This is a genomic window from Aestuariivirga litoralis (assembly GCF_003234965.1).
Lineage (GTDB): Bacteria > Pseudomonadota > Alphaproteobacteria > Rhizobiales > Aestuariivirgaceae > Aestuariivirga > Aestuariivirga litoralis.
The window spans coordinates 77,197-102,794 of sequence record NZ_QKVK01000008.1; the positions used below are offsets into that span (position 1 = coordinate 77,197).

Genomic DNA, 25,598 nt, shown 5'->3' on the forward strand with positions numbered 1-25,598 from the left:
GCAGCATGAGCGTCGAGATCACCCGCCTCAACAACGGCATCCATGTCATCACCCACCACATGCCGCATCTCGAGACGGCGGCACTGGGCATCTGGGTGAAGGCCGGCGCGCGCGACGAGCGGGCGGAGGAAAACGGCATCGCGCATTTCCTCGAGCACATGGCCTTCAAGGGCACGCCGAAGCGCTCGGCGCGTGCCATCGCGGAGGAAATCGAATCGGCGGGCGGCGAGATCAATGCCGCCACCGGCATGGAAACCACCACCTATTACGCCCGCGTGCTGAAGCAGGACTGGGCGCTGGCGCTCGACATCCTGGCCGACATCTTCACCGCGCCGGAACTCGACGAGGAGGAGCTCGAACGCGAGCGCGACGTGATCCTGCAGGAAATCGCCGCGGCGCATGACCAGCCCGACGACCTGGTCTTCGACCTCGCCCAGGCGGCAAGCTTCGGCGGCCACCCGCTGGCGCGCTCCATCCTCGGCACGCAGGAACTGGTGGGCGGTGTCACGCGCCAGCAGATCCTCGACTGGCGCAACCGCAATTACTGGGGCGCACGCATCGTCGTGGCCGCCGCGGGCCACATCGACCACAAGGCCTTCGCGGCGGAGGCCGAAAGGCTGCTCGGCCACATCGAGCAGGGGGTCGACCCGCAGCGCGAGACGCCGAGCTTCCTGCCCACCTGCTGCACGGCGGAAAAGCCGCTCGACCAGGCCCACATCGTGCTGAGCTTCGAGGCGCCGAGCTACCGCGACCCCGACATCTATGTGCTGCAGGTTCTTTCCAACATCCTCGGCGGCGGCATGTCGTCCCGCCTGTTCCAGGAGGTGCGCGAGAAGCGCGGCCTCTGCTACAGCGTCTTCTCCTTCGGCTCGGCCTATGAGGATGCCGGGCAGGTGGGGGTCTATGCCGCGACCAGCCCCGAGCATGCCAACGAATTGCTCGACCTCACCTCGGAGGTGATGCTGTCGGTGGCGCAGGAGGTGACGGAGGCCGAGGTGGCGCGCGCCAAGGCACAGCTCAAGGCCAGCCTGGTCATGAACCTCGAAAGCGCCTCGGCGCGGGCCGACCAGATTGCCCGGCAGTTCCTGGCCTTCGGCGAGGTGCCGGCGATCGCCACCCTGACCGCCAAGATCGAGGCGGTGACGCCGGAACAGGTGCGGGCGCTGGCAGAGCGGCTGTTCCGCCACCACAAGCCGGCTTTCAGTGCTGTCGGCCACATTGGCGACATGGCGGGATATGATACGATTGCCCGGCATTTTGCGTAACAGGTGACATGGCTTTCCTGCGCTCACCCTTTGCCGGCGATCCACCGCCCTCCCTGAGGGATGGCCGCGCGCTGATCCGGGTGCCGGACATGGGGGATTATGACCAGTGGTCCACGCTGCGCGCCGAGAGCCGCCACTTCCTCACCCCGTGGGAGCCGGTCTGGCCCGCCAATGACCTCACCCGCACCGCCTTCCGGAGCCGCATCCGCCAATACTGGCGCGACATCGACGAGGACCTCGCCTACCCCTATTTCATCTTCACCGAGGATGGCGAAACGCTGGTGGGGGCGCTCACCCTCTCCAACGTCCGGCGCGGCGTGGCGCAGACGGGAACCCTGGGCTACTGGATCGGCGAACCCCACGCCCGCAAGGGCTACATGACGTCCGCCGTGCGGCTGATGTGCGACTTTGCCTTCCGCCATCTGGGGCTCCACCGTGTGGAGGCCGCCTGCCTGCCGCAGAACACGCCCTCCATAGGCCTCCTGCGCAAGACGGGCTTCGCCCAGGAGGGGCTGGCGCGGGGCTATCTCAAGATCGCCGGGGAATGGCGCGATCATCTTCTTTTTGCACGGCTTTCAGACTGACGCTCGGTAACCCTATGGTGTAACGTCCCTTGTCATGAGGGCGCGGGCCAGCTTAGGTGACCGGATGAGGTGGGGTGGACACAGGGCGGGAAGCTTCCCGGCCAGCAATCTGCTGTTCGTCGTCCTGCTGCTGGCTGCCGCACTGGGGCTGGCGCGGCCCGGCCATGCCGTGGACATCGTCGAGGTGTCGCGGCCGATCGCGCAACAGGACCTCGCCAGCTTCCTTGCCGGACTGCAGACGCCCGAGCGCGAGATCACCATCCAGCGGCCGGATGGCGGCCTTGGCCCCGATGGCCAGATGACGCTGACGGCCAAGGGACCGGGGCCGCTCTACAACTGGGTGGCTGCCGCCTTCGCCAACCGTTCCGACCAACCCGTCTCGGTCATACTCGCCGTGCCGCACCAGGGCTTCACCGGGTCGGGCTTCTATCCGCCGCGGCTGGTGGGGCCGCGGGTTTATGGCACGGCGCTTGCGGGCAGCGGCCAGCTCAGCAGCCTGCCGCCGGTGCCGGGGGAGAATGCCTATCTCCTGACGCTGCCGCCCGGCGGCACGGCGTCGGTGGCCTTCGAGGTGACGGGTGGCCCACTTCCCGTCACCCTGTGGCAGCGCGCGGCCTATGACGCGCACAAGGACTTCACCTCCTTCTTCCGTGGCGCGCTGCTGGGCATCTCGGTGCTGATCGCGCTGGCCATGCTGCTGCTCTATGGCTTCCGGGCGCGGGCCCTGTTTCCGGTGGCAGGCGGCTTCGCGCTTGCATCGATCGGCTTCATGCTGCTGGAGGCGGGCCACCTCACGGTGCTGACGGCGCAGTCCGGCATGACGGGCTTCACGCTGCAGGTGCTGCGCGCCGTGGTCGAGGGGTTGATGGCGGGCTTCCTGCTGCTGCTTCTCGCCATGCTGGCGGATCTCGGCCGCATGTCGCGCATGGCGGCCAACCTGCTGCTCATCGCCGCCTGTCTCGCCTTCGCCATTCCCATCTATGGGGTGGCCGAGCCGCTGCTCGCCACCGCGCTGGCGCGCCTCGTCTTTGCGGCCACCGCATTGGGCGGCTTCGGCCTCATCATCTATCTCTGGTACCGTGGCGAGGTGAAGGCGGAAACGGCGGTGCTGAGCTGGACCGCGGTGCTGTTGTGGACCATGCTCGCGGCACTTGCGGCGCTGTTCAGCGAGCCCGGCTCGTCGATCGCCAACGTGGTGGTGATCGGGCTCGCCATGCTTCTCGTGCTGCTGGGCTTCGTGCTGGCGCATCATGCCTTTGCCCAGGGCTACCTGTCGCGCCACTTCTTCCGCGAGGCGGGCCGCCATGCGCTGGCGCTGGCCGGCGCACGCGCCTTCGTGTGGGACTGGCAGCCGGAAGAGGGCGAGCTTTTCCTCAGCCCGGAAATCGCGCGGGCGCTGGCCCAGCCGCCCAACGCCTTCGAGGACGCGGCGGGCGAGGCCTTCCTCGAGCTCATGCACCCGGCAGACCGTTCCGCCTATCTCGCCACCATCGCCGAGGCCGAAGCCGACGGCAGAAGCCCGATCGAGCGCAAGTTCCGCCTCCGCCATGGCGATGGCAGTTACCGCTGGTTCGAATTGCGCGCCCGGTCCATCACTGGCGGCAACGGCTATCGCGCGGCGCGCTGCATCGGCACCATCACCGATGTCACCAGCGCCAAGATCGCGGAGGAGCGCCTGCTGAAGGACGCCGTCTACGACATGGTGACGGGCCTTCCCAACCGCGCGCTGTTCACCGACCGCCTGCAGCGGGCGATCGACGGGCTTGAGCCCGGCGCGGCGACGGCGCTGTTCGTGCTGCTCGTCGACCTCGACCGCTTCAAGATCGTCAATGATGCGATGGGCCACGAGGCGGGCGATGCGCTGCTCTCGATCATCGGCCGCCGCCTCAAGGCCGAGGCGGAGGCGGTGGACACGGTGGCCCGCCTGCCGGGCGACCAGTTCGCCATCCTTTATCACGAGGTGCCGGGCGGGCGCGGCGTCGACGCCTTCGCCCAGGCGCTGCTCGGCACCGTGGGGCGGCCCGTCAAGTTCGAGGACCAGGAATATTTCCTCTCGGCCTCGATCGGCGTGGCGCAGTACCGTCCCGAGGTGCAGGATGCCGACAAGCTGCTGAAGGATGCCGCCGTGGCGCTCTACGAGGCGCGCCGCAAGGGCACGGGCGCGGTGGAGCTGTTCAACCCCTCGATGGTCGATGACCGGGCCGAACTGGTGGTGCTCGAAGCCGAGATGCGCCGTGCCATCGAGCGCAACGAGATCGAGGTGCATTACCAGCCCATCGCGCGGCTCGCCGACATGCACCTCGCCGGCTTCGAGGCGCTGGTGCGCTGGCGCCATCCCTCGATGGGCCTTCTCGCCCCCGAAAGCTTCCTCGGGCTTGCCGAGGAGACGGGCATGATCCGCGACATCGGCCGCGTGGTGCTGAACGAGGCGGGCCGCCAGCTCGGCATCTGGCAGCGCGCCTACCGCTCGGCGGAGCCGGCCTTTGTCGCCGTCAACATTTCGTCGGCCCAGCTGATCGAGCCGAGCCTGCTCGACGACGTGAAGCAGATCATCAGCCGCGAGGGCCTGCTGCGCGGCAGCTTCAAGATCGAGGTGACGGAATCGCTCGTCATGGAATATCCGGAGCGCGCCGCACAAATCCTCGAGCGCTTCCGCGAACTCGGTGTGGGCCTGTCCTGCGACGATTTCGGCACCGGCTATTCCTCGCTGTCGAGCCTGCGCAAGCTGCCCTTCGACACGCTGAAGGTGGACCGCAGCTTCATTTCCTCCGAGGCGCAGGACCATCGCGCCGTGGTGATCCTGCAGTCGATCATCGCCATGGGCCATGAGCTGGGCCTCGCCATCGTGGCGGAAGGCATCGAGAACCAGGACCAGGTGGACAGGCTCGGCGAACTCGGCTGCGACTATGGCCAGGGCTATTTCATCGGCAAGCCGATGTCATCGAAGCAGGTCAACGATGCGCTGGCGGGCCTGCCCTATGCCCACACCTCGGGGCGCACCGCCATCACCTGGCTGTGGGAGCGTGCCATCAAGGACCCGCCGCCCGAGCCTGCATTGCGGCGCGTGACAGCGAAGGACGTGCAGCGCCCCGAGCCCGAAAAGCGGCCGGCCCGCCCCTATCCGCGCCGCCGCATGGAACCCGACCCGGTGCCAAGGCCGGATGCAGCGCCGCCGACTTTGCCCGAAACCCTGCCACCACCCGGGGACGCCCGGCCGATGGTCGATTTCGATGCGCCTCCCCCCGCCCTCGAGGAGGCTGCCGCAGCGCCCGCTGCCGTGGAGGTTGCCCTGGAGGTCGTGGAGGTCATCGCACCTGCGGAGGATGCCACGCCGGAGGCGCCTGCCGACCGCCCTACGCCGGAGCCTGCCGCCGAACCCGTGCCGGCGGATCCGCCTCCGCCTGCCGCACGGCGGCGGCGCAGGCGGCAGCGCCAGGTTTCCCTGCCCGGCGAAGGCGAAGCCTAGTGCTCAGGCGTGGCCTGAATCGCTCGACAGCATGGCGGGGTCGATCTTCAGCTTGCGCAGGGCCGCAAGGTAGCGCGCGTCGAAATCGAGGCCGAACAGCAGTTCCTCGTCGGCCTGGCAGGTGAGCCAGCCATTGTGCTGGATCTCGTTCTCGAGCTGGCCGGGCGCCCAGCCGGCATAGCCGAGCGCCAGCACGGCGCGTTCCGGCCCTTCGCCCCTTGCCATGGCGCGCAGGATGTCCACGGTTGCGGTGAGCGCGATGTTCTCCGACACCGGCAGGCTCGAATCCTCGGTGAAATAGTCGCTGGTGTGCAGCACGAAGCCGCGCCCCTGTTCCACCGGCCCGCCGAACAGCACCGGCATCTGCATCAGCTGGTCCGGCGGCGACAGGGCATCCTCCTCCGCCAGGTCGAGCTGCGACAGCAGCTCGCCGAAGGACATCATGGGCGTGGTCTTGTTGATGATGATGCCCATGGCGCCCTGTTCGGAGTGGGCGCACATGTAGATGACGCTGCGGTCGAAGCGTGGATCGCTCATGCCCGGCATGGCGATCAGCAATTGCCCGTCGAGATAGGGACCCTTGGTCATGCCGTTTCCCTCGCTGTCCTTCAAGACTAGCGCAGCGGCTTCCCGAGGGGAACCACTTGCAGGGCACACAAGCGCCATGCCGCAGGCCGGGTTCCGCCCTGGCCGGTCTGACGCGAAGGTGATTGGCCGCGGCCGGATTTTCTTTCATATAGGCGCTCATGTGGAACCGCCTCCTCGCCGGCTTGCTGTGCCTCGTCCTTGCCGCCTTCGCCGCGCGCGCAGACGAGAAGCCCTACCGCGTCTCGCTGATCGGCGATGGCTTCGACGGCACGTCCTGGCACACCGGGGTCCTGGTCGAACTCGCCCCCGGCTGGAAGACCTACTGGCGCATGCCCGGCGATTCGGGCGTGCCGCCGGATTTCACCTGGACCCCCTCGCAACCCGCCCGGATCGAGGTCGGCTATCCCACCCCCGCCCGCCATGCCGACAAGAGCGGCGAAGCGGTGGGCTATGACCGGGAGGTGCTGTTCCCCGTCACCGTGACGCCGGACAAGCCGGGCGATATCGACCTCAAGCTCGATCTGTTCTTCGGCGTGTGCAAGGACATCTGCATCCCGGCCCAGGCCTCGGCCAGCGTGAGCCTCGGCACCAGTGCGCGTGATCCTCTGGGCAGCCTGCGCGTAGACACGGCGAGGGCAGCCCTTCCCACCCCGGGCGATGCCGTCACCGCGGCGGAGGTCGTCACGCGTGATGGCAAGCCCGCGCTGCAACTGACACTGAAGGAAAGGCCGGAGGACATTTTCGTCGAAAGCACCACCTCCGCCTATTTCCGTGCGCCCGTGTTTTCCGATGACGGGCGGCAGGCGCTGCTGCCCATCGGCAGCCTGGGCGACGCCTCGAAGCTGAAGGGCCAGGCGCTCACCATCACCTATCTCACCGGCGGCAAGGGTCATGAGCAGACCCTCATGCTGCCCTGAACCACACCCCCAACAAGGACACTGCAGATGACCATCCAGCCTGGCGACAAGCTGCCCAACGTCGAGTTCACCGTGACCACCGCCGAAGGCCCGCAGAAGATGTTGACAGACGTCCTGTTCAGCGGCCGCAAGGTGGTGCTGTTCGGCCTGCCCGGTGCCTTCACGCCGACCTGCAGCATGAACCACCTCCCGGGCTTCCTGCTCGCCCATGACGACATCAAGGCACAGGGGGTCGACACCATCGCCTGCACTGCGGTGAACGACATCCACGTGATGAAGGCCTGGAGCAAGGACACCGGCTCCGAGGGCAAGATCATGATGCTGGCCGATGGCAATGCAGAATTCGCCAAGGCGGCGGGCCTCGATCTCGACCTCGCGGTGGCCGGCATGGGGCTCCGCTCCAGGCGCTATTCGATGATCGTGGAAAACGGCGTGGTGAAGACGCTCAACATCGAGACCGAGAGGGGCGTCAACGTCTCGGGCGCCGAGACCATCATGCAGCAGCTCAAGGGCTGATCAGCCGAAGACCACCACCTCGATGGCCGTCGGATCGAAGTTGTTGCAGGGGTTCAGCACCTGCGGGCAGTTCGAGATGACGGCCAGCACATCCATCTCGGCGCGGATGTCGACATGATCGCCCGGCTTCGATGAGCCCAATGCGATGGCCGCGTCACCCGCTGCGCCCACCGGCACGGTCATGAACCAGTTGACGTTGGGCACGATGTCGCGCCAGCCCAGCCCATGCGGCTTCAGTGCCGCGAGGAAGTTCTCGCGGCAGCCCGTGTTGGGAACGCCATAGAGCATGCGGTTCGAGGGTTCCGAGCAGCAGCCGCCGATCGTGTCATGCCCGCCGAAGGTGTCGGCGGTAATGGTGAAGAGCGGATTGGCGCGGTCGGAATAGAGCACGTCGCCGACGCTCAGCAGGATATGCCCGGCCTTCTTGATGGTGTTGGGCTCATGGTAGCGCTCGTCGAAGTCATGGGCGTTGTAGCACAGGAAGTCGACGGCCTGCTGGCCATGGGTGTCGATGATGCGCAGCGTCTCGCCCTTGTTGATGACGCGGCTCCACGGCGCGCGGGCCGGGATCATCTCGCGGTGCAATTCCTGCATCACGCGATCTGCGCCTCGAACAGCCTGCCCCATTGCGGCATCACGTCGTCGACGCCCGCAAGCCGCAGCGCATGCCAAGCCATGGCATGGTTCGATGAGGTGATGGGAACCCCCGTCTCGGCCTCGATCCCGCGCGCAGCTTCGGCCAGCCGCACCGAGGTGCAGGAGACGAAGACCGCGTCGACCGCTGCATGCGACAGGATCGTCTCTACGCCGCGCTTGATCGAGGCCGGCGTGATGCGTGCAACGATGCCGTCATCCTGCTCGTTGAAGGAGCCGAAGACCGGCACCTCGAAGCCGCGGGCAGCGATGTATTCGGCCACGATGCGGTTGACGTCGGCGCGATAGGGCGTGAGCACGCCGATGCGCCGGGCCTTCAGCGCGCGGAAGGCGGCGAAGGCGGCGGTGATGGGGGTGGTGCACCTGGCATGAGGGCGCACCTCGCGGATGCGGGCGAAGACCTGTTCCTCGCCGATCGCCATCGAGGCCGAGGTGCAGCCATAGGCGACGACGTCGAGCGGGCTTCCGGGCAGGATCACGTCGGTGGCGGCCGCAATCCTCGGCTCCATGGCGCGCAGCGTTTCCGGCGTGATCTGGGCATCGTTGAGGATGCGGCTCTCATAGAGGGCAACCCCGTCGAGGCCCGCCATGATTGCGCGCCATTCATGCTCGATGGTGAAGTCGGTGGCGAGAACCATCAGCCCGATGCGGGCCCGGCTGGCGATGCCCTCATCGGTGTCGAAGGGCAGGTGCTCGATGAGCGTCATGCCGCCGGTGGCGGCAGGTGTCCTGTCGTTCATGGGCGTTCTCCCGAAACGTGACGATTCCTATCAGAGAAGCGAGCCCACTCCTATAGTTCCTGCCGCATGATTCGATTGTTCCAACGCATGGCCAGCCTGCCTCCGGCGGCGCGTGGCGCGCTGTCGGTGCTGGCCGGCGCCATCATCGCCATCGGCCTGCCGCCGCTCGGCTGGTGGCCGCTGGCCTTCCTGGGCTTCCCGCTGTTCCTGATGCTGCTCGCCAGCGGGCCGCGCAAGGGCTGGCGCGATGGCTTCGGGCTCGGCTGGGCCTTCGGGCTCGGCTACTTCGCGGTGGCCTTCCACTGGATCGGCTTTGCCTTCCTCGTGCAGGCGGACACCTATCTGTGGATGATGCCCTTCATGCTGGGCATTCTCGCCGGCGGCATGGCCATCTACTGGGGCCTTGCCGCGCTGCTGGCGCGGCGCTTCGGCGGCAACGGCCTGCAGCTCGCTCTCACCTTCTCGGCCGTGCTGGCCGGCGCGGAATGGCTGCGCGGGCACCTGTTGACGGGATTTCCCTGGGCCGCGCCCGGCCTGCTGGTCGACGGCATGGGCGGCGTGGCGCAGGCGGCAGCGGTGATCGGCATGACGGGGCTGTCGCTGCTCGTCATCCTCTGGGCCTCGCTGCCGCTGGTCTTCCTGCAAGGCGGCAGCAGGGCGTCGCGGGTGGCCGCGGCGGTGATCCTGCTCTCCCTGCCGGCGGTGTGGATATGGGGCGATGCGCGGCTCCGCACGGCGCGTGACGACATGGTGCCGGGCGTTGCCATCCGCATCGTGCAGCCCAACCTGCCGCAGGACGAGACATGGCGGGAGGACAATGCCCGCCAGATCCTCGACGATCTGGAGCAGCTTTCTGCCCTGCCGACGGCGGAGCGGCCGGAGGGCATCGGCGGCATCAGCCATGTGGTCTGGCCCGAATCGGCGGTGCCCTTCCTGATCGATGAAAGTCCGGTCGCCCGAGCGGAGCTGGCGCCGCTGCTCGGCGGGCGCACGGTGCTCCTCACCGGCGCGGTGCGGCTGGACCGCAAGGGCGAGGGCGAGGACCCCGATGCCCACAACAGCATCATTGTCTTCGATGGCCGGGCCGAGCCGGTGGCCCGCTACGACAAGTGGCGCCTGGTACCGGGCGGCGAGTTCCTGCCCCTGGCGTGGCTGCTGGAGCCGCTGGGCTTCCGCAAGGTTGTGCAGACGCCGGGAAGCTTCGTGCCCGGCCCCGGGCCCCGCACGATCACCCTTCCCGGCGGGCTGCGGGCCGCCCTCACCATCTGCTACGAGGCGATTTTCCCGCAGCGGCTGGTGGATGATGCCGAGCGGCCGCAGGTGATCGTGAACGTCACCAATGACGGCTGGTTCGGCCGCTCGACAGGCCCCTGGCAGCACCTCGCCCAGGCGCGGCTGCGGACGATCGAGCAGGGGCTGCCGATGATCCGCGCCGCCAACACCGGGATATCGGCGGTGATCGACCCCTACGGCCGCACGCTCAGGATGTTGCCCCTCATGGAGAAGGGGGTGGTCGATTCTCCCCTTCCGGTGGCGCTTTCGCCCACTCCTTATGGCCGGTGGGGCGACTTTTGGTTGGTTCTGCTCGCCACAGCCGTCCTTGGGTGTGCGTATCTGGCGGGAAAATCTACCTCAAGGGGATAAACTGGCGCCAAAGGACAAAAATTGCATCGCGCGGCACGGTTTTGGGGGAAAACCAATTGCGCGTTGAGATTATGTATATTAAGCGGGAAAGGGCTTAGGAAATTGCAGGCAAAGTCATGACGGACAACTTTGTAGCAGTGCCGGGCATCAGACCGGGGGGCATCAGGTCTGAGGATAAAATGACACGACGTGATCCGAACTTTGTAGACGTACATGTGGGCAGCCGCATCCGCATGCGCCGCCAGCTCATCGGCATGAGCCAGGAGAAGCTGGGCGAGTTGCTCGGCATCACCTTCCAGCAGGTCCAGAAGTACGAGAAGGGCGCCAACCGCATCAGCGCGAGCCGCCTGTACTTCACCGCCAAGATCCTTGGCGTTCCGGTCCAGTTCTTCTTCGAGGAACTGCCGGGCGTGGAGGAACACGGCGGAATGGGCGAAGCCCGCGAGGAGGATGCAGTGCTCTCCGCCCTGATGAATGTCGAGGGCGTGACGCTGGCCAAGGCTTTCCGCGACGCCGACAGCGTCAACAAGCGGAAGCTGATCTCCACCATCGCCCGCGTGATCGCCGAAACCAAAGAGTGACATTGACGGTCACCCCTTAGCCCGGGTCGCCTTGACCAGCGTTCACAACGCTGTCAAAAAGCCCGCGGCTTGAGGCAAGGGGGTCCTGAGAATCACATGTCACGCAAGAATTACGTGTTCACCAGCGAGTCGGTCTCCGAAGGCCACCCGGACAAGGTTTGCGACCGGATTTCTGACGAGATCGTCGACCTGTTCTACCGCGAATCGCTGGAGCAGGGTTTCGATCCGTGGGCAGTGCGTGTGGCTTGCGAAACGCTGGCGACGACCAACTACGTGGTGATCGCGGGTGAAACCCGCGGTCCCGCGTCCGTCACCAAGGCCAAGATCGAGGCCGCGGCGAGGAAGGCCATCAAGGACATCGGCTACGAGCAGTCCGGCTTCCATCACCAGGATGCCAAGGTCGTCATCCTCCTCCACAGCCAGTCGGCTGACATCGCGCAGGGTGTCGATGCCGCCGGCGAGAAGAAGGAAGAGGGTGCGGGCGACCAGGGCATCATGTTCGGCTATGCCTGCGACGAAACACCGGAACTCATGCCGGCGCCGCTCTACTACTCCCACAAGATCCTGAAGCTCCTCGCCGATGCCCGCCATTCCGGCAAGGAAAAGCATTTGGGCCCGGACGCCAAGAGCCAGGTCTCGGTCGTCTACAAGAACGGCAAGCCCGTCGCGGCCTCGCAGATCGTGGTGTCTCATCAGCATACGGACGAAAGCCTGACCTCCGCGCAGGTCCTGAAGATCGTGAAGCCCTATGTGCAGAAGGCCCTGCCCAAGGGCTGGATCACCAAGGACACCGTCTGGCACGTCAACCCCACCGGCAAGTTCTTCATCGGTGGTCCCGACGGTGATTCAGGCCTCACCGGCCGCAAGATCATCGTCGACACCTACGGTGGTGCTGCCCCGCATGGCGGCGGCGCCTTCTCCGGCAAGGACCCGACCAAGGTCGACCGCTCGGCAGCCTATGCGGCGCGCTACCTCGCCAAGAACGTGGTGGCGGCGGGCCTTGCCAAGCGCTGCACCATCCAGCTGTCCTATGCCATCGGCGTGGCGCAGCCCCTCTCGGTCTATGTCGACACCCATGGCACCGGCAAGGTGCCGGAGGCCAAGATCGAAAAGGCGCTCACCAAGGTCATGGACCTTTCGCCCCGCGGCATCCGCACGCATTTGAATCTCAACCGCCCGATCTACGCGCGCACGGCGGCCTATGGCCATTTCGGCCGCGCGCCCGAGAAGGACGGCGGCTTCTCCTGGGAGAAGACCGACCTCGTGAAGGCGCTCAAAGCCGCGGTGAAGTGAGCGAGCCCAGCGAAAAGCGGTTCCAGTTCTACGGGCGGCGCAAGGGGAAATCCTTGCGCCGTCATCATTCCGAGCTGATGGACCAGTTGCTGCCGCACCTCCGGGTGGGGCTCGCGGATCCCTTGTCCGGCATGGGCGGGCAGCGCTGGCTGGAGATCGGCTTCGGCGGTGGCGAGCATCTGGCGCACCAGGCGGAGCTTCATCCCGATGTGTCATTCATCGGCGCCGAGCCCTTCGTCAACGGGGTGGCCAAGATGCTGGCGCTGGTGGAGGAGAAGAACCTCGCCAATGTGCGGATCCACGACGCCGATGCGCGCCCGCTGCTCGAGGCGCTGCCCGCAGCGAGCTTCGAGCGCATCTACCTGCTTTATCCCGACCCCTGGCCCAAGGCGCGGCACAACAAGCGCCGCTTCGTGAGCCCGGAGAACCTCGCCCATTTCCACCGCATCCTGAAGCCCGGGGGCCTGTTCCTCTTCGCCAGCGACATCGAGGACTATGTGGCCTGGACGCGGGAGCACGTGGCCGAACACGGCGGCTTCGCGGAGGAGGGCGATCCGTCAGAGCCTTACGAGAACTGGATCGAGACACGCTACGAGGCCAAGGCCCGGCGCGAAGGGCGGGGATCGGCTTATCTGAGGTTCCGGAAGGACTAGGCTCTGGGACGGCCTTGGATGGCCGTCTGTATAAGCGTGTAGGGGGATAGTGGGGAGCTCACAGAAGCCAAAAAGCAATCGTTACGAAGTCGATTAAAGCTGCACACCGCATGACCCCTGCCCCTACCCTCCCACAGGGTAGGGGGGAGGGACACAGGCACGGACACTCCAGCACGAGTCCCCCTCCCCCTCGTGGGGAGGGGCAGGGGTGGGGGGCGCTGGCGGGGGCAAGGGGGAAACCGCAACCACTTGCGGACGGGCCCGGAAAAGACTATATCCGCCCCAACTTAGGTTCACTCACATAGCCACGAAAGTGGAGATCGAGAGTGGGTCCCGGTCCCGGGGCCCGCTTTTTTTATTGCCTGAAAGGGCTTTCGATGACGACCGAAACGGAAACCAGACTGGCCCGCGAGACGGGCCCCGCGCAGCGGGTGGCGGCCCTGGCCGAGCCCGTGCTCGCCGACATGGGCTTCAGGCTCGTGCGGGTGAAGATGAGCGGCCCCACGCTGCAGATCATGGCGGAGCGGCCTGACGGCACCTTCACCATCGACGACTGCGAGGCGGTGAGCCGGGCGATGTCGCCCATCCTCGACGTCGAGGACGTGGTGTCGTCGCGCTACCATCTCGAGGTGTCTTCGCCCGGCATCGACCGGCCGCTGGTGCGCCCGTCGGATTTCGAGTCCTGGGCAGGCCATGAGGTGAAGGTCGACATGGCGGTGCCGGTCGCCGGCCGCAAGCGCTTCAAGGGAACCCTCGAGGGCTTCCACGAGGGCGAGGTGCGCCTGTTCATCGAGAACCCGGAAGGTGCCACGAAGGAGCCCGTCCTCATCGGTGTGCCCTTCGCCGACATTTCCGATGCCAAGCTAGTTCTGACCGACGCGCTGATCGAGGCCGCCAAGGCGCGCCTGCCAAAGGGCTATGGCGACGGCGCCGAGATCGACGAAGACCAGATTTCGCAGAAAGGGAGCGAAGACGACAATGGCTGATTATGGCGTGAGCGCTAACCGCCTTGAGCTGCTGCAGATCGCGGACGCCGTGGCGCGCGAGAAGTCGATCGACAAGTCGGTCGTGCTGCATGCAATGGAAGAGGCGATCACCAAGGCCGCCAAGGCGCGCTATGGTGCGGAGAACGAGATCGTCGCCGAGATCGACCCGCGCAGCGGCGAGACCCGGCTGCAGCGTCTGCTCCTCGTCGTCGAGGAGGTCGAGAACGAGGCCACCCAGATCAGCCTCGCCGATGCCCAGCGGAGGAACCCGGCCGCCAACATCGGCGACCAGATCGCCGAGAGCCTGCCGCCCATCGAGTTCGGCCGCATCGCGGCGCAGAACGCCAAGCAGGTGATCGTGCAGAAGGTGCGCGATGCCGAGCGCGACCGGATGTATGCCGAATACAAGGACCGGATCGGCGAGATCGTCCATGGCGCCGTGAAGCGCGTGGAATATGGCAATGTCATCGTCGACCTCGGCCGTGGCGAGGGCATCATCCGCCGCGACGAGTCGCTGCCGCGCGAAACCTTCCGCCCCGGCGACCGCGTGCGCGCCTATGTCTACGACGTGCGCCGCGAGCAGCGTGGGCCCCAGATCTTCCTGTCGCGCACGCACCCTGAATTCATGGCCCGCCTGTTCGGCCAGGAAGTGCCGGAAATCTATGACGGCGTGGTCGAGGTCGTTTCGGTGGCCCGTGACCCGGGCAGCCGCGCCAAGATCGCGGTGCGTTCCAAGGATGGTTCGATCGACCCGGTCGGCGCCTGCGTCGGCATGCGCGGCAGCCGCGTCCAGGCCGTCGTCAACGAGCTCCAGGGCGAGAAGATCGACATCATCCAGTGGACGCAGGACGTCGCTTCCTTCGTGGTGAACGCGCTGGCGCCTGCCGAAGTCTCCAAGGTCGTGCTCGATGAGGAATCCGAGCGCATCGAGGTGGTGGTGCCGGACGAGCAGCTGTCGCTCGCCATCGGCCGCCGCGGCCAGAACGTCAGGCTCGCCTCGCAGCTCACCGGCTGGGACATCGACATCATGACGGAAGCCGAGGAGTCCGAGCGCCGCCAGAAGGAATTCGCCGCCAGGACCGAGCTCTTCGTCTCGGCCCTCGACGTCGACGAGACGCTGGCCCAGCTGCTCGCCTCCGAAGGCTTCGCCACCGTCGAGGAAGTGGCCTATGTGGATGCCCGCGAGGTGGCCTCCATCGAGGGCCTCGACGACTCGACTGCCGAGGAGCTGCAGAACCGCGCCCGCGAGTTCCTGGACCGCCAGGCCGCCGAGCTCGACGCCCGCCGCGTCGAACTGGGTGTGCTGGACGAGCTGAAGGAGATCGACGGCCTGACCCCTGCCATGCTGGTTGCCCTGGGCGAGGCCGGCCTCAAGTCGGTCGAGGACCTCGCCGGCTGCGACACCGACGAGCTGATCGGCTGGACCGAGCGCAAGGCCGGCGGTGCGGTGAAGCACAAGGGTGCCTTCACCGACCTCGAGGTGAGTGCCGAAGAGGCCAATGACCTGATCATGAAGGCGCGCATCCATGCGGGCTGGATCGAGGCCCCGGTCGAGCCCGAGGCCACCGAGGAAGAGGGCGAGGTGGAAGCCTGAGCGCAGCCCAACTGAGCGAGGAGGCGGACCTGCCCTTGGCGGACCGCATGTGCATCGTCACCCGCGAGGTCAAGGACGAGGCGGAGCTGGTCCGCTTCGTCCGCAGCCCGGACGGCGTGGTGGTGCCCGACCTTGCCCGCAAGCTGCCGGGCCGCGGCGTCTGGGTGAGCCTGGACCGCAAGCTGCTGGACCAGGCCATTGCCAGGAAGCTGTTCGCCAGGGGCTTTCAGGCGGAGACCACAATCCCGCCCGATCTGCCCGCTATCGTCTCGAAACTCCTCCGCCAGCAGGCCTTGTCGCTGCTCTCGCTCGCCAAGAAGGCGGGTGAGGCCGTGTCGGGCTTCATGAAGGTTGAGGAGATGCTGGGGCGGGGCCGGGCGCGGCTGCTGTTTCATGGAACCGATGCCAAGCCGGACGGTTGCCGCAAGCTGGACAAGCTCGCCCAGCCGGGGGTCGTCGAAAAGATCGTTCTTTTCGAAATCGATGAATTGGATTTGGCTTTTGGCCGTCCAAATGTGGTACATGCTGCCGTGGCGAAGGGAGGGCTTGCCGAAAAGCTCTCCGCTGCCGTGCGCCGGATCGAGATGTTTGAGGGCCTTGTGAGCGGCCCAGCCGAGGACCTGAAGAGAAAAGATGACTGATAACAACGACAAAGACCGCAAGCCCGAGGTCAACCGCCCGGCTGGGGGAACGCTGACCCTCAAGCGGCCTTCGATCGAGCAGAGCAAGGTCAAGCAGAGCTTCGGCGCAGGCCGCTCCAAGACCGTGGTGGTCGAAACCAAGCGCAAGCGCTTCGGCGACGACAAGCCCGCGACCCCGCTGGAGCCCAAGGCAGCCCCGCGCGTCACCCCCGTGACGCCCTCGCCGCCGTCCAACACCCAGACCCCCGCGGCCCCCAAGCCGCAGCCCACCCAGCGCTCCGGCGTCGTGCTGCGCACGCTCACCGCCGAGGAGAAGGAGGCGCGCGACCGGGCGCTTGCCGGCGCCCGCGTGCGCGAGGCGGAAGACCGCAAGCGCCAGGAAGAAGACGCCAAGCGCCGCGCCGAACAGGAAGCCCGTGACGCCATCGAGCGCGAGGCCGCCGCCCGGCGCAAGGCCGAGGACGACGCCCGTCACCGCGCCGAGGAAGAGGCCCGCCGCAAGGCCGACGAGGCCGCCAAGAAGCTGGCGCCGAAGTCGGCGCAGAACAATATCGTGACGCCCGCGACGGCGCCGACGAAGCCCGTGACCGGCAAGGCGATGCCCGCCCCCGTCAAGCGCACGCATGACGAGGAGGAGGCCCCGCGCCGCACCTTCGGCGGCCCGATCAAGCGCGAGATCAAGGCACCGGTTCCGGCGCGCCCGACCAAGGTGGGCGAGGCCGACAAGCGCCGCGGCCGCCTCTCGGTCGGCAACGCGCTGAACGAGGACGACGAGCGCAACCGCTCGGTCGCGGCCTTCCGCCGCCGCACCGAACGCCTGAAGAAGCAGACCCAGGGCTTCCAGATGCCCACCGAGAAGGTGAGCCGCGAGGTCACCATCCCGGAGGCGATCACCATCCAGGAGCTCGCCAACCGCATGGCCGAGCGCGCGGTGGACATCATCAAGTTCCTGATGAAGCAGGGCGAGATGCATACGATCAACGACGTGATCGATGCCGACACCGCCCAGCTCGTCGCCGAGGAAATGGGCCACAAGGTCAAGCGCGTGTCCGAGTCGGACGTCGTCGAAGGCCTGTCGGGCGACACCGATGCGCCGGAGCAGCTCAAGGCCCGCCCGCCGGTGGTCACCATCATGGGCCACGTCGACCACGGCAAGACCTCGCTGCTCGATGCGCTGCGCAAGACCAATGTGGTCTCGGGCGAAGCGGGCGGCATCACCCAGCATATCGGCGCCTACCAGGTCGAGACGCCCAATGGCATCGTCACCTTCATCGACACGCCGGGCCACGAGGCCTTCACCTCGATGCGTGCCCGCGGTGCGAAGGCGACGGACATCGTCGTGCTCGTGGTTGCCGCCGATGACGGCGTCATGCCGCAGACGGTCGAGGCCATCAACCACGCCCGTGCGGCCGATGTGCCGATCATCGTGGCGATCAACAAGATCGACAAGCCCGCCGCCAACCCGGTGCGCGTCAGGAACGAGCTCCTCAAATACGAGATCGTGGTCGAAAGCATGGGCGGCGACACCCTCGAAGTCGAGGTGTCGGCGCTCAAGGGCACCAACCTCGACAAGCTGCTCGACGTGATCCTGCTGCAGTCGGAAGTGCTCGACCTCAAGGCCAACCCGGACCGCGAGGCCGGCGGCATGGTGGTCGAAGCGCAGCTCGACAAGGGCCGTGGCCCGGTTGCCACCGTGCTCGTGCAGCGCGGCACGCTGAAGCTCGGTGACATCTTCGTCGCCGGCTCCGCCTGGGGCCGCGTGCGCGCCCTCGTCAACGACAAGGGTGTTCAGGTCAAGGAAGCCTCGCCCTCGACCCCGGTCGAGGTGCTGGGCCTCAACTCGGCTCCGGAAGCGGGCGACCAGTTCGACGTCGTGCCGAACGAGGCGCGTGCGCGCGAGGTCACCGAATACCGTGAGCGCAAGCGCCGCGAGACCCGCGGTGCGGCGTCGGCGCGTTCTTCGCTCGAGCAGATGATGTCGGCCATCAAGGAGGGCGCCACCGAGTTCCCGATCCTCGTCAAGGCCGACGTGCAGGGCTCTGCCGAGGCAATCGTCCAGGCGCTCGAGAAGATCGGCAACGCCGAGATCAAGGCGCGCGTCATCCACTACGCCGTGGGCGGCATCAACGAGTCCGACATCGGGCTTGCCGAAGCCTCCAAGGCGGTGGTGCTGGGCTTCAACGTCCGTGCGTCTTCGCAGGCGCGCGATGCGGCCGAGCGGGCGGGGATCGAGATCCGCTACTACAACATCATTTACGACCTGGTGGACGACATCAAGCAGGCCATGGCCGGCAAGCTGGCGCCCGAACTGCGCGAAACCTTCCTCGGCAATGCCAAGATCCTCGAGGTCTTCAACATCACCAAGGTCGGCAAGGTCGCCGGTTGCCAGGTCACCGAAGGCAATGTCCAGCGCGGCGCCAAGGTGCGCCTCATCCGCGACAACGTGGTCATCCACGAAGGCACGCTCTCGACCCTCAAGCGCTTCAAGGACGAGGTCAAGGAAGTGCCGGTCGGCCAGGAATGCGGCATGGCCTTCGAGAACTACCAGGACATCCGCGCCGGCGACGTCATCGAATGCTTCCGCGTGGAAAAGGTCCAGCGCACGCTGGATTGAGGTCTGAGAGATGAGCAAGGGCAGCGCCCCCTCCCAACGCCAGCTGCGCGCCGGCGAGCTGATCCGCCACGCGCTGGCGGACATCTTCCTGCGCGGAGAATCGGGTGACCCCGATCTCGAGCGGCTGAACCCGACCGTCGTCGAGGTGCAGATCTCGCCCGACCTCAAGATCGCCACCGCCTTCGTGCGCACCCTGGTGCCCGGCAAGGAGAAGGCGCTGCTCGAGGCGCTGAACCGCAACCGGCGCTACATCCGCGGCCTCGTGGCGCCGAAGCTCGAGATGAAGTTCACGCCGGAGATCCGCTACCGGGTCGACACGGCGCTGGATTACGCCAACCACATCGACGAGATCCTCCGCAGCCCGGAAGTGCAGCGGGATCTGGAGAAGAAGTAGCACTCCCTCAGCCCGTCACCCCGGCGAAAGCCGGGGCCCAGCTTTGGCGGCCCCAAGGAAGCTGGGTCCCGGCTTTCGCCGGGATGACGGCATTGAGGGCGGAGAAATCATGGCCAAGACCAAGCGCACCCCGGTCCACGGCTGGGTCATCCTCGACAAGCCTTACGGCATGACCTCCACCCAGGCGGTGGGCAAGATCCGCTGGCTGTTCAATGCCGAGAAGGCGGGCCATGGCGGCACGCTGGACCCGCTGGCCTCGGGCCTTCTCCCCATCGCGCTGGGCGAGGCGACCAAGACCGTCTCCCACGCCATGGATGGCCGCAAGGTCTATCGCTTCACCGTCGCTTTCGGCGAGGAGCGGACGACGGACGACCTCGAGGGTGAGGTGACCGGCACCTCGGATCGTCGGCCATCACAATCAGAAATAGAATCCATCCTGCCCCGTTTCACCGGCGAGATCATGCAGGCGCCCCCGGCCTTCTCCGCCATCAAGGTCGATGGCGAGCGGGCCTATGACCTTGCCCGGGCCGGCGAAGCCGTGGAACTGGCCGAACGGCCGGTCCTGATCGAGGCCCTGACCCTGGTGGATATCCCTGACCCTGACCACGCCACCTTCGAGGTGACCTGCGGGAAGGGCACCTATATCCGCTCGCTGGCCCGTGACATGGGCCGGGCGCTGGGCACTGCCGCGCACGTCTCGATGCTGCGGCGGGTGGCGGTCGGCCCGTTCACCGAAGCCCACATGATTTCGCTGGAAAACCTAGCGGAACTCGGCCATAAGGCCCCCGGCGGAGACGCCAACAAAGGGGTTCTGCTCCCCATCGAGACCGTGCTGGACGGCATCCCGGCACTGGCCATCGACGAAGAGCAGGCCCGACGCCTGAAGCTCGGACAATCCGTCCTGCTCAGAGGCGCGAATGCTCCCATCGCGGAAGATTCGGTTCTGGTGATGAGCGGCGGCAAGCCGGTCGGACTTGGAACCATCGAGCAGGGATCGCTCAAGCCGAAGCGTTTGTTCAACCTGTAACCATCCAATGTATTGGAGATGACCGATGACCATGACTGCAGAGCGCAAGGTTGCGCTCGTGAAGGAATTCGCCACGAAGCCGGGTGACACCGGTTCGCCCGAAGTCCAGGTTGCGATCCTCACGGAACGCATCAACTACCTCACCGACCACTTCAAGACCCACAAGAAGGACAATCACTCCCGCCGTGGTCTCCTGACGATGGTCAGCAAGCGCCGTTCGCTTCTCGATTACCTGAAGCGCATCGACGATGCGCGTTACCAGACGCTGATCAAGCGTCTCGAGATCCGCCGCTAAGCGGACCTCGCAATACGATCGAGCGGGCGGATCACCGAGTAGCCGCCCGCGTCCCCATCTCAAGAGTCCGGCAATGGGGCCGGGCTCTCGGCCCAAAGGGGATGCCGTCCACAGTGGTGGTGCACGTCTTTCAAGCGGCGGCGAAGGGCACAAAGGAAGATCCACATGTTCAATATCGACGTCGAAGAAATCCAGTGGGGCGGGCAGACGCTCCGCCTCGAAACCGGCCGCGTGGCCCGTCAGGCCGATGGCGCCGTTGTCGCCTCCCTCGGTGAGACCACCGTTCTCGCCACCGCCGTTGCCGAGCGTTCGGCGAAGCCGGGGATCGACTTCTTCCCGCTCACCGTCAACTACCAGGAAAAGACCTATGCCGCCGGCAAGATCCCGGGCGGTTATTTCAAGCGCGAAGGTCGTCCGACAGAGCGCGAGACTCTCATCTCCCGCCTGATCGACCGCCCGATCCGCCCGCTCTTCGTTCCGGGCTTCAGGAACGAGACGCAGGTCATTGCCACCGTTCTCTCCTATGACCTCGAGAACGACACCGACATTCTCGCCATGGTCGCCTCCTCGGCCGCCCTCACGCTGTCCGGCATTCCCTTCATGGGCCCGATCGGTGCGGCGCGCGTCGGCTACATCAACGGCGAATATGTGCTGAACCCGACGATCGAGCAGCAGAAGCTGTCCTCCCTCGACCTCGTGGTCGCGGGCACGCAGGACGCGGTGCTGATGGTCGAGTCGGAAGCCAAGGAACTCTCGGAAGAGATCATGCTCGGCGCCGTCACCTTCGGCCACCGCGGCTTCCAGCCGGTGATCGAGGCGATCATCCGCCTCGCCGAACGTTCTTCGCGCGAACCGCGCGACTTCACGCCGCCGGATGAAGAGGCGCTCTACAACCGCGTCAAGGAGATCGCCGAGGCCGACGTGCGTGCGGCCTATTCGATCGCCAAGAAGGAAGACCGCCAGGAAGCCGTCGCCAAGGCCAAGGACAAGGTCATGGCCGCGCTGACCGGTGACGACCTCCCCGATGCGCCGCCCGCCAACAAGATCGGCGAGGCCTTCAAGCACCTCGAGAAGGACGTTGTCCGCAACAACATCCTCGACACCGGCCACCGCATCGACGGCCGCGACACGAAGACGGTCCGCCAGATCGTCGCGGAAGCGAGCGTGCTGCCGCGCACCCATGGCTCGGCGCTGTTCACCCGCGGTGAGACGCAGGCCCTCGTGGTCACGACGCTGGGCACCGGCGAGGACGAGCAGTACATCGACTCGCTCGACGGTACCTCCAAGGGCACCTTCATGCTGCACTACAACTTCCCGCCCTTCTCGGTTGGTGAAACGGGCCGCATGGGCGCCACGGGCCGCCGCGAGATCGGCCACGGCAAGCTGGCCTGGCGCGCCATCCACCCGCTGCTGCCGCCCACCGACCAGTTCCCCTACACGATCCGCGTCGTCTCGGAGATCACCGAGTCGAACGGCTCCTCCTCCATGGCCTCGGTCTGCGGCGCCTCGCTGTCGCTGATGGACGCCGGCGTGCCGCTGAAGGCGCCCTGCGCCGGCATCGCCATGGGCCTCATCAAGGAAGGCGAGCGCTATGCGGTGCTCTCCGACATCCTCGGTGACGAGGACCACTTGGGCGACATGGACTTCAAGGTCGCGGGCACTGCCGAAGGCATCACGTCCCTCCAGATGGACATCAAGATCACCGGCATCACCGAGGAGATCATGAAGGTCGCGCTGTGGCAGGCCAAGGACGGCCGCATGCACATCCTGGGCAAGATGGCGGAGGCCCTCACCGGCGCCCGCGCCTCGCTGGGCGAGCATGCCCCGCGCATCGAGACGCTGAAGATCCCCACCGACAAGATCCGCGAAGTGATCGGCACCGGCGGCAAGGTCATCCGCGAGATCGTGGAGAAGACCGGCGCCAAGATCGACATCCAGGACGACGGCACCGTCAAGGTCGCGTCGTCCTCGGGCACGGCGATCGACGCCGCCGTCAAGTGGATCAAGGGCATCGTCATGGAGCCGGAAGTGGGCGAGATCTATGACGGCAAGGTCGTCAAGGTCGTCGACTTCGGCGCCTTCGTGAACTTCTTCGGTTCGCGCGATGGCCTCGTTCACGTCTCCGAGCTCGCCTCGAAGCGCGTCAACAAGGTGTCCGACGTCGTCAACGAGGGCGACACCGTGAAGGTGAAGCTCCTCGGCTTCGACAACCGCGGCAAGGTGCGCCTGTCGATGAAGCAGGTCGACCAGGTGACCGGCGAGGACATCTCCAAGAAGCAGGCCGCCGAGGGTGGCGAAGAGGCCCCGCAGGGCGAGTAATCGGCCTCATCGGTTTGAGTTCGAGGGCGCGGACCGCAGGGTCCGCGCCCTTCGCGTTTCAGGGCTCGTTTTCCGTTGACCAATGTGCGCGCGAAGGTGTCAGAATGACTGGCGCGGGGAAGGTCTGTGACGTTCATCACAGATTTGCGCGGCTAGAGCGGCGAGACAGGCCGCCTCAAAACAGTGGGAGAACGACATGAAGACGTGGACTCTGGCCGCGGCCGCCCTGGGCGCCGTGGTCCTTTCGGGCAGTGCGGCGCTTGCAGGGGAAGTCTCGGTGGCGCGCGGGGCGCAGGTGGCCATCACCTCCGGCTGCCATGACTGTCATACAAACGGTTACGCCGAGACGGGCGGCAAGATCGATCCGGCGGCGGCGCTGAAGGGCACGTCGCTCGGCTGGCAGGGCCCCTGGGGCACGACCTATCCGGCGAACCTGCGCCGCGTCGTGAAGGAGAAGGGCAGCGAGGACGCCTTCCTGCAATATGCCAAGACCTTCCAGGCGAGGCCGCCCATGCCGGCCTTCAACGTCCATGCCATGGACGAGAGCGATATCCGCTCTCTCTACCAGTACATCGTCTCGCTCGGCGATGCGGGCGATGCGGTGCCGGACTATGTACCGCCAGGCCAGGAGCCGAAGACGCCCTATATCGTGATCGCCCCGCCGATCATGCCGAAGGGCTGATGAGTTGGCCCTCTCCCCGCGCCGGGGAGAGGGCCGCAGTCACTTACTTGCTGGGGATGAGCACGGTGTCGATCACGTGGATCACGCCGTTGTCCGTCACGATGTCGGCCTTGATCACCTTGGCATTGTCCACCGTCACGCCGTCGGCGTTCTTGGTGATGGCAAGCGTGCGGTCCGGCTTGGCCTTCAGCGTGCGCACGTGAAAGGGGCCTGCAAGCATCTGCTTGGACTCAAGCTCGCGCGGCAGCACGTGATAGGTGAGGATAGCGACCAGCTGATCCTTGTTCTCGGGCTTCAGCAGCGACTCCACCGTGCCGGCCGGCAGCTTGGCGAAGGCCTCGTCGGTGGGTGCGAAGACGGTGATGTTCTTGGTGGTGGCCAGCGCATCGGCGAGGCCCGCTGCCTGCGCGGCGGCAATCAGGGTCTTGAAGCTTCCCGCCTGCTGGGCGGTTTCGACGACGTTGGCGGCCGAGGCCGAAGCCGCGCCGAGGCAAAGTGCAGCCGTGGCCGCAAGAATGATCTTGTGCATGTAAGACTCCGGGAAATGATAAATCATCAGGAACGTGCGTGGCCGTGGCGCTGATGTGGCGATGTTGCCTGCACCGTGCGTTCAAACGAAGCCGCGCGTGAAACGGATTTCCGCAGGCCTGTGTCTTCACTCACGTGTTCGTGAGACATAAGTTACCGCTGAGCCTCAAAAGCAAAACGCCGGGCGCGAGGCCCGGCGTTGCCCATTCGGATGTCGATGGCTCAGTTGCCGAGGATGGCGCTCTCGAGAATGTCGAGGCCTTCCTTCAGCACCATTTCGGAGGCCGTCAGCGGGGTGAGCATGCGCACCGTGTCGGCATAGACGCCGCAGGTGAGGATGAGGAGGCCGCGCTCCAGGCACTTGGCGGCGAGCGCCTTGGCCGCACCCGCATCCGGCTCATTGCCGCCATGCTGGGTGACGAGCTCGAAGGCGCACATGGCGCCAAGCCCGCGCACGTCGCCGATCGGCATGCCCTTGCCCTTGGCCTTGATCGCGGTCATGCGCTCCATGATGAGCTTGCCCTGCTTCTCGGCCTTCTCGAGCAGGCCTTCCTGCTCGAAGGCGTCGAACACGCCAAGCGCCGCGGCGCAGGCCACCGGATTGCCGGCATAGGTGCCGCCGATGCCGCCCGGCTCAGGCGCGTCCATGATCTTGGCGCGGCCGACGACGGCGGCGAGCGGGAAGCCGCCCGCCAGCGATTTGGCCGAGGTGATGAGATCGGGCTCCACGCCATAATGCTCCATGGCGAAGAACTTGCCGGTGCGGCCGAAGCCGGACTGGATCTCGTCGGCGATGAGCAGGATGCCGTGCTCGTCGCACAGCTTCCGGAGCTTCACCATCAGTTCCTTCGGCGCGATGTAGAAACCGCCTTCGCCCTGCACAGGCTCGATGATGATGGCCGCGACGCGCTGCGGCTCGACATCCGCCTTGAACAGCCACTCGATGGCATGCATCGTCTCGTCGATGGTCACACCCTTGTGGGCGACGGGGAAGGGCACATGCCACACGCCCGGCGCCATGGGGCCGAACTTGGCCTTGTAGGGAACCACCTTGCCGGTGAGCGACATGCCGAGCAGCGTGCGGCCATGGAAGCCGCCGTTGAAGGCGATGATGTCGGAGCGGCCGGTATAGGCGCGGGCGAACTTCACCGCGTTCTCGACGGCTTCGGCACCGGTCGTCACCAGCGCCGTCTTCTTTTCGCCGGAGATGGGGGCGACCGCGTTCAGCTTCTCGCACACCTCGATGAAGGGCGCGTAGGGCATCACCATGGCGCAGGTGTGGGTGAAGGCCTCGAGCTGCTCGTAGACGCGCTTCATCACAAGGGGGTGACGGTGGCCGGTGTTGACCACCGCGATGCCGCCGCCGAAGTCGATGTAGCGGTTGCCCTCGACGTCCCAGATCTCGGAATTCTCGGCCTTCGCCGCAATGACCGGGGCGCCGGCGCTGATGCCGCGGGAGACGGCCTTGGCGCGGCGCTCCACCCACTGCTTGTTCATGCCTGGGGCTGCGACCGGTGCGTTCATGATGCTCTCCTTGGGGATGCTTCTGTGTGAATGGCTGGGCGGCTTTTACGCCCGTTGACGGGGGGCGGGCAAACGGATTTCACTCTCTCCCGT

The 25,598-nt window shown here is 66.4% G+C and carries 23 protein-coding genes; 18 read left to right on the top strand and 5 right to left on the bottom strand.

Features of this window, described 5'->3' with window-relative positions; all coding sequences use genetic code 11:
* Positions 1–5 precede the first annotated feature (5 nt).
* From DK847_RS16315 to DK847_RS16325, 3 genes are all read left to right on the top strand, one after another.
* Positions 6–1,265 (top strand): M16 family metallopeptidase, encoded by a 1,260-nt coding sequence (locus DK847_RS16315; protein ID WP_111199596.1) that lies wholly within the window; start codon positions 6–8, stop codon positions 1,263–1,265.
* A gap of 8 nt (positions 1,266–1,273) precedes the next feature.
* Complete coding sequence (locus DK847_RS16320; RefSeq protein WP_111199597.1) at positions 1,274–1,849, top strand: GNAT family N-acetyltransferase; 576 nt, start codon at positions 1,274–1,276, stop codon at positions 1,847–1,849.
* Between the two features lie 64 nt (positions 1,850–1,913).
* Positions 1,914–5,315: a putative bifunctional diguanylate cyclase/phosphodiesterase gene (locus DK847_RS16325; protein ID WP_161957325.1), complete on the top strand. Its 3,402-nt coding sequence runs from the start codon at positions 1,914–1,916 to the stop codon at positions 5,313–5,315.
* Between the two features lie 3 nt (positions 5,316–5,318).
* Here DK847_RS16325 and DK847_RS16330 read toward each other — a convergent pair whose 3' ends face one another.
* Positions 5,319–5,981, bottom strand: coding sequence for a YqgE/AlgH family protein (locus tag DK847_RS16330; RefSeq protein WP_111199599.1), 663 nt, complete (start codon positions 5,979–5,981; stop codon positions 5,319–5,321).
* An 80-nt stretch (positions 5,982–6,061) separates the two neighbouring features.
* Here DK847_RS16330 and DK847_RS16335 point away from each other — a divergent pair, with 80 nt between their 5' ends.
* Both DK847_RS16335 and DK847_RS16340 read left to right on the top strand, forming a co-directional pair.
* On the top strand, positions 6,062–6,820 hold the full coding sequence (locus DK847_RS16335) for a protein-disulfide reductase DsbD domain-containing protein (RefSeq protein ID WP_111199600.1): 759 nt from the start codon (positions 6,062–6,064) through the stop codon (positions 6,818–6,820).
* Between the two features lie 27 nt (positions 6,821–6,847).
* Positions 6,848–7,336, top strand: coding sequence for a peroxiredoxin (locus tag DK847_RS16340; protein WP_111199601.1), 489 nt, complete (start codon positions 6,848–6,850; stop codon positions 7,334–7,336).
* On the opposite strand, the gene DK847_RS16345 is transcribed toward DK847_RS16340, so the two are convergent.
* Entirely contained in the window at positions 7,337–7,930 is a 594-nt protein-coding gene (locus tag DK847_RS16345; RefSeq protein WP_204508360.1) for a DUF1989 domain-containing protein, read from the bottom strand. It lies immediately after the preceding gene.
* A complete protein-coding gene (locus DK847_RS16350; protein WP_204508362.1) occupies positions 7,930–8,730 on the bottom strand; it encodes a maleate cis-trans isomerase family protein in 801 nt (266 codons plus the stop codon). The genes DK847_RS16345 and DK847_RS16350 overlap by 1 nt, the downstream gene beginning before the upstream one ends.
* 87 nt (positions 8,731–8,817) lie before the next feature.
* Between DK847_RS16350 and lnt the strand changes: the two genes are divergently transcribed.
* The 13 genes from lnt to DK847_RS16415 all read left to right on the top strand — a co-directional run bounded on the left by lnt (position 8,818) and on the right by DK847_RS16415 (position 23,453).
* The gene (gene lnt / locus DK847_RS16355; RefSeq protein ID WP_161957326.1) at positions 8,818–10,374 is read left to right on the top strand and encodes an apolipoprotein N-acyltransferase; all 1,557 of its coding nucleotides are present in this window, start codon (positions 8,818–8,820) and stop codon (positions 10,372–10,374) included.
* 179 nt (positions 10,375–10,553) lie between these two features.
* Positions 10,554–10,955, top strand: a complete 402-nt coding sequence (locus DK847_RS16360; RefSeq protein ID WP_111199604.1) for a helix-turn-helix domain-containing protein — start codon at positions 10,554–10,556, stop codon at positions 10,953–10,955.
* 96 nt (positions 10,956–11,051) lie between these two features.
* Complete coding sequence (gene metK, locus DK847_RS16365; protein ID WP_111199605.1) at positions 11,052–12,248, top strand: methionine adenosyltransferase; 1,197 nt, start codon at positions 11,052–11,054, stop codon at positions 12,246–12,248.
* Positions 12,245–12,901, top strand: coding sequence for a tRNA (guanosine(46)-N7)-methyltransferase TrmB (gene trmB / locus DK847_RS16370; RefSeq protein ID WP_111199606.1), 657 nt, complete (start codon positions 12,245–12,247; stop codon positions 12,899–12,901). The genes metK and trmB overlap by 4 nt, the downstream gene beginning before the upstream one ends.
* A gap of 377 nt (positions 12,902–13,278) precedes the next feature.
* A complete protein-coding gene (rimP, locus tag DK847_RS16375; RefSeq protein ID WP_111199607.1) occupies positions 13,279–13,887 on the top strand; it encodes a ribosome maturation factor RimP in 609 nt (202 codons plus the stop codon).
* The gene (gene nusA, locus DK847_RS16380; RefSeq protein WP_111199608.1) at positions 13,880–15,481 is read left to right on the top strand and encodes a transcription termination factor NusA; all 1,602 of its coding nucleotides are present in this window, start codon (positions 13,880–13,882) and stop codon (positions 15,479–15,481) included. The genes rimP and nusA overlap by 8 nt, the downstream gene beginning before the upstream one ends.
* A gap of 47 nt (positions 15,482–15,528) precedes the next feature.
* Positions 15,529–16,122: an RNA-binding protein gene (locus DK847_RS16385; RefSeq protein WP_111199609.1), complete on the top strand. Its 594-nt coding sequence runs from the start codon at positions 15,529–15,531 to the stop codon at positions 16,120–16,122.
* Positions 16,115–18,736 (top strand): translation initiation factor IF-2, encoded by a 2,622-nt coding sequence (infB, locus tag DK847_RS16390; RefSeq protein ID WP_111199610.1) that lies wholly within the window; start codon positions 16,115–16,117, stop codon positions 18,734–18,736. Before DK847_RS16385 ends, infB begins: the two co-directional genes overlap by 8 nt.
* Before the next feature lie 10 nt (positions 18,737–18,746).
* A complete protein-coding gene (gene rbfA, locus DK847_RS16395) occupies positions 18,747–19,130 on the top strand; it encodes a 30S ribosome-binding factor RbfA (RefSeq protein WP_111199611.1) in 384 nt (127 codons plus the stop codon).
* A gap of 109 nt (positions 19,131–19,239) precedes the next feature.
* Positions 19,240–20,157 (top strand): tRNA pseudouridine(55) synthase TruB, encoded by a 918-nt coding sequence (truB, locus tag DK847_RS16400; RefSeq protein WP_111199612.1) that lies wholly within the window; start codon positions 19,240–19,242, stop codon positions 20,155–20,157.
* A 25-nt stretch (positions 20,158–20,182) separates the two neighbouring features.
* Positions 20,183–20,452, top strand: a complete 270-nt coding sequence (rpsO, locus tag DK847_RS16405; RefSeq protein ID WP_111199613.1) for a 30S ribosomal protein S15 — start codon at positions 20,183–20,185, stop codon at positions 20,450–20,452.
* A 165-nt stretch (positions 20,453–20,617) separates the two neighbouring features.
* The gene (gene pnp / locus DK847_RS16410; RefSeq protein WP_111199614.1) at positions 20,618–22,771 is read left to right on the top strand and encodes a polyribonucleotide nucleotidyltransferase; all 2,154 of its coding nucleotides are present in this window, start codon (positions 20,618–20,620) and stop codon (positions 22,769–22,771) included.
* Positions 22,772–22,967: 196 nt separating this feature from the next.
* Positions 22,968–23,453 carry a c-type cytochrome gene (locus DK847_RS16415; protein ID WP_111199615.1) on the top strand — a complete coding sequence of 162 codons (486 nt, stop codon included), beginning with the start codon at positions 22,968–22,970 and terminating at the stop codon, positions 23,451–23,453.
* A gap of 43 nt (positions 23,454–23,496) precedes the next feature.
* On the opposite strand, the gene DK847_RS16420 is transcribed toward DK847_RS16415, so the two are convergent.
* Together DK847_RS16420 and gabT are read right to left on the bottom strand one after the other, a co-directional pair.
* On the bottom strand, positions 23,497–23,982 hold the full coding sequence (locus DK847_RS16420; protein ID WP_111199616.1) for a fasciclin domain-containing protein: 486 nt from the start codon (positions 23,980–23,982) through the stop codon (positions 23,497–23,499).
* A 221-nt stretch (positions 23,983–24,203) separates the two neighbouring features.
* Entirely contained in the window at positions 24,204–25,505 is a 1,302-nt protein-coding gene (gene gabT / locus DK847_RS16425; RefSeq protein ID WP_245414647.1) for a 4-aminobutyrate--2-oxoglutarate transaminase, read from the bottom strand.
* Between the last annotated feature and the right edge of the window lie 93 nt (positions 25,506–25,598).

Coding starts and splice junctions, on each gene's coding strand:
- DK847_RS16315 (WP_111199596.1), top strand. CDS start 6: ATGAGCGTCGAGATCACCCGCCTCAACAACGGCATCCATGTCATCACC.
- DK847_RS16320 (WP_111199597.1), top strand. CDS start 1,274: ATGGCTTTCCTGCGCTCACCCTTTGCCGGCGATCCACCGCCCTCCCTG.
- DK847_RS16325 (WP_161957325.1), top strand. CDS start 1,914: ATGAGGTGGGGTGGACACAGGGCGGGAAGCTTCCCGGCCAGCAATCTG.
- DK847_RS16330 (WP_111199599.1), bottom strand. CDS start 5,981: ATGGCGCTTGTGTGCCCTGCAAGTGGTTCCCCTCGGGAAGCCGCTGCG.
- DK847_RS16335 (WP_111199600.1), top strand. CDS start 6,062: ATGTGGAACCGCCTCCTCGCCGGCTTGCTGTGCCTCGTCCTTGCCGCC.
- DK847_RS16340 (WP_111199601.1), top strand. CDS start 6,848: ATGACCATCCAGCCTGGCGACAAGCTGCCCAACGTCGAGTTCACCGTG.
- DK847_RS16345 (WP_204508360.1), bottom strand. CDS start 7,930: ATGCAGGAATTGCACCGCGAGATGATCCCGGCCCGCGCGCCGTGGAGC.
- DK847_RS16350 (WP_204508362.1), bottom strand. CDS start 8,730: ATGAACGACAGGACACCTGCCGCCACCGGCGGCATGACGCTCATCGAG.
- lnt (WP_161957326.1), top strand. CDS start 8,818: ATGGCCAGCCTGCCTCCGGCGGCGCGTGGCGCGCTGTCGGTGCTGGCC.
- DK847_RS16360 (WP_111199604.1), top strand. CDS start 10,554: ATGACACGACGTGATCCGAACTTTGTAGACGTACATGTGGGCAGCCGC.
- metK (WP_111199605.1), top strand. CDS start 11,052: ATGTCACGCAAGAATTACGTGTTCACCAGCGAGTCGGTCTCCGAAGGC.
- rimP (WP_111199607.1), top strand. CDS start 13,279: ATGACGACCGAAACGGAAACCAGACTGGCCCGCGAGACGGGCCCCGCG.
- nusA (WP_111199608.1), top strand. CDS start 13,880: ATGGCTGATTATGGCGTGAGCGCTAACCGCCTTGAGCTGCTGCAGATC.
- DK847_RS16385 (WP_111199609.1), top strand. CDS start 15,529: ATGTGCATCGTCACCCGCGAGGTCAAGGACGAGGCGGAGCTGGTCCGC.
- infB (WP_111199610.1), top strand. CDS start 16,115: ATGACTGATAACAACGACAAAGACCGCAAGCCCGAGGTCAACCGCCCG.
- rbfA (WP_111199611.1), top strand. CDS start 18,747: ATGAGCAAGGGCAGCGCCCCCTCCCAACGCCAGCTGCGCGCCGGCGAG.
- truB (WP_111199612.1), top strand. CDS start 19,240: ATGGCCAAGACCAAGCGCACCCCGGTCCACGGCTGGGTCATCCTCGAC.
- rpsO (WP_111199613.1), top strand. CDS start 20,183: ATGACCATGACTGCAGAGCGCAAGGTTGCGCTCGTGAAGGAATTCGCC.
- pnp (WP_111199614.1), top strand. CDS start 20,618: ATGTTCAATATCGACGTCGAAGAAATCCAGTGGGGCGGGCAGACGCTC.
- DK847_RS16415 (WP_111199615.1), top strand. CDS start 22,968: ATGAAGACGTGGACTCTGGCCGCGGCCGCCCTGGGCGCCGTGGTCCTT.
- DK847_RS16420 (WP_111199616.1), bottom strand. CDS start 23,982: ATGCACAAGATCATTCTTGCGGCCACGGCTGCACTTTGCCTCGGCGCG.
- gabT (WP_245414647.1), bottom strand. CDS start 25,505: ATGAACGCACCGGTCGCAGCCCCAGGCATGAACAAGCAGTGGGTGGAG.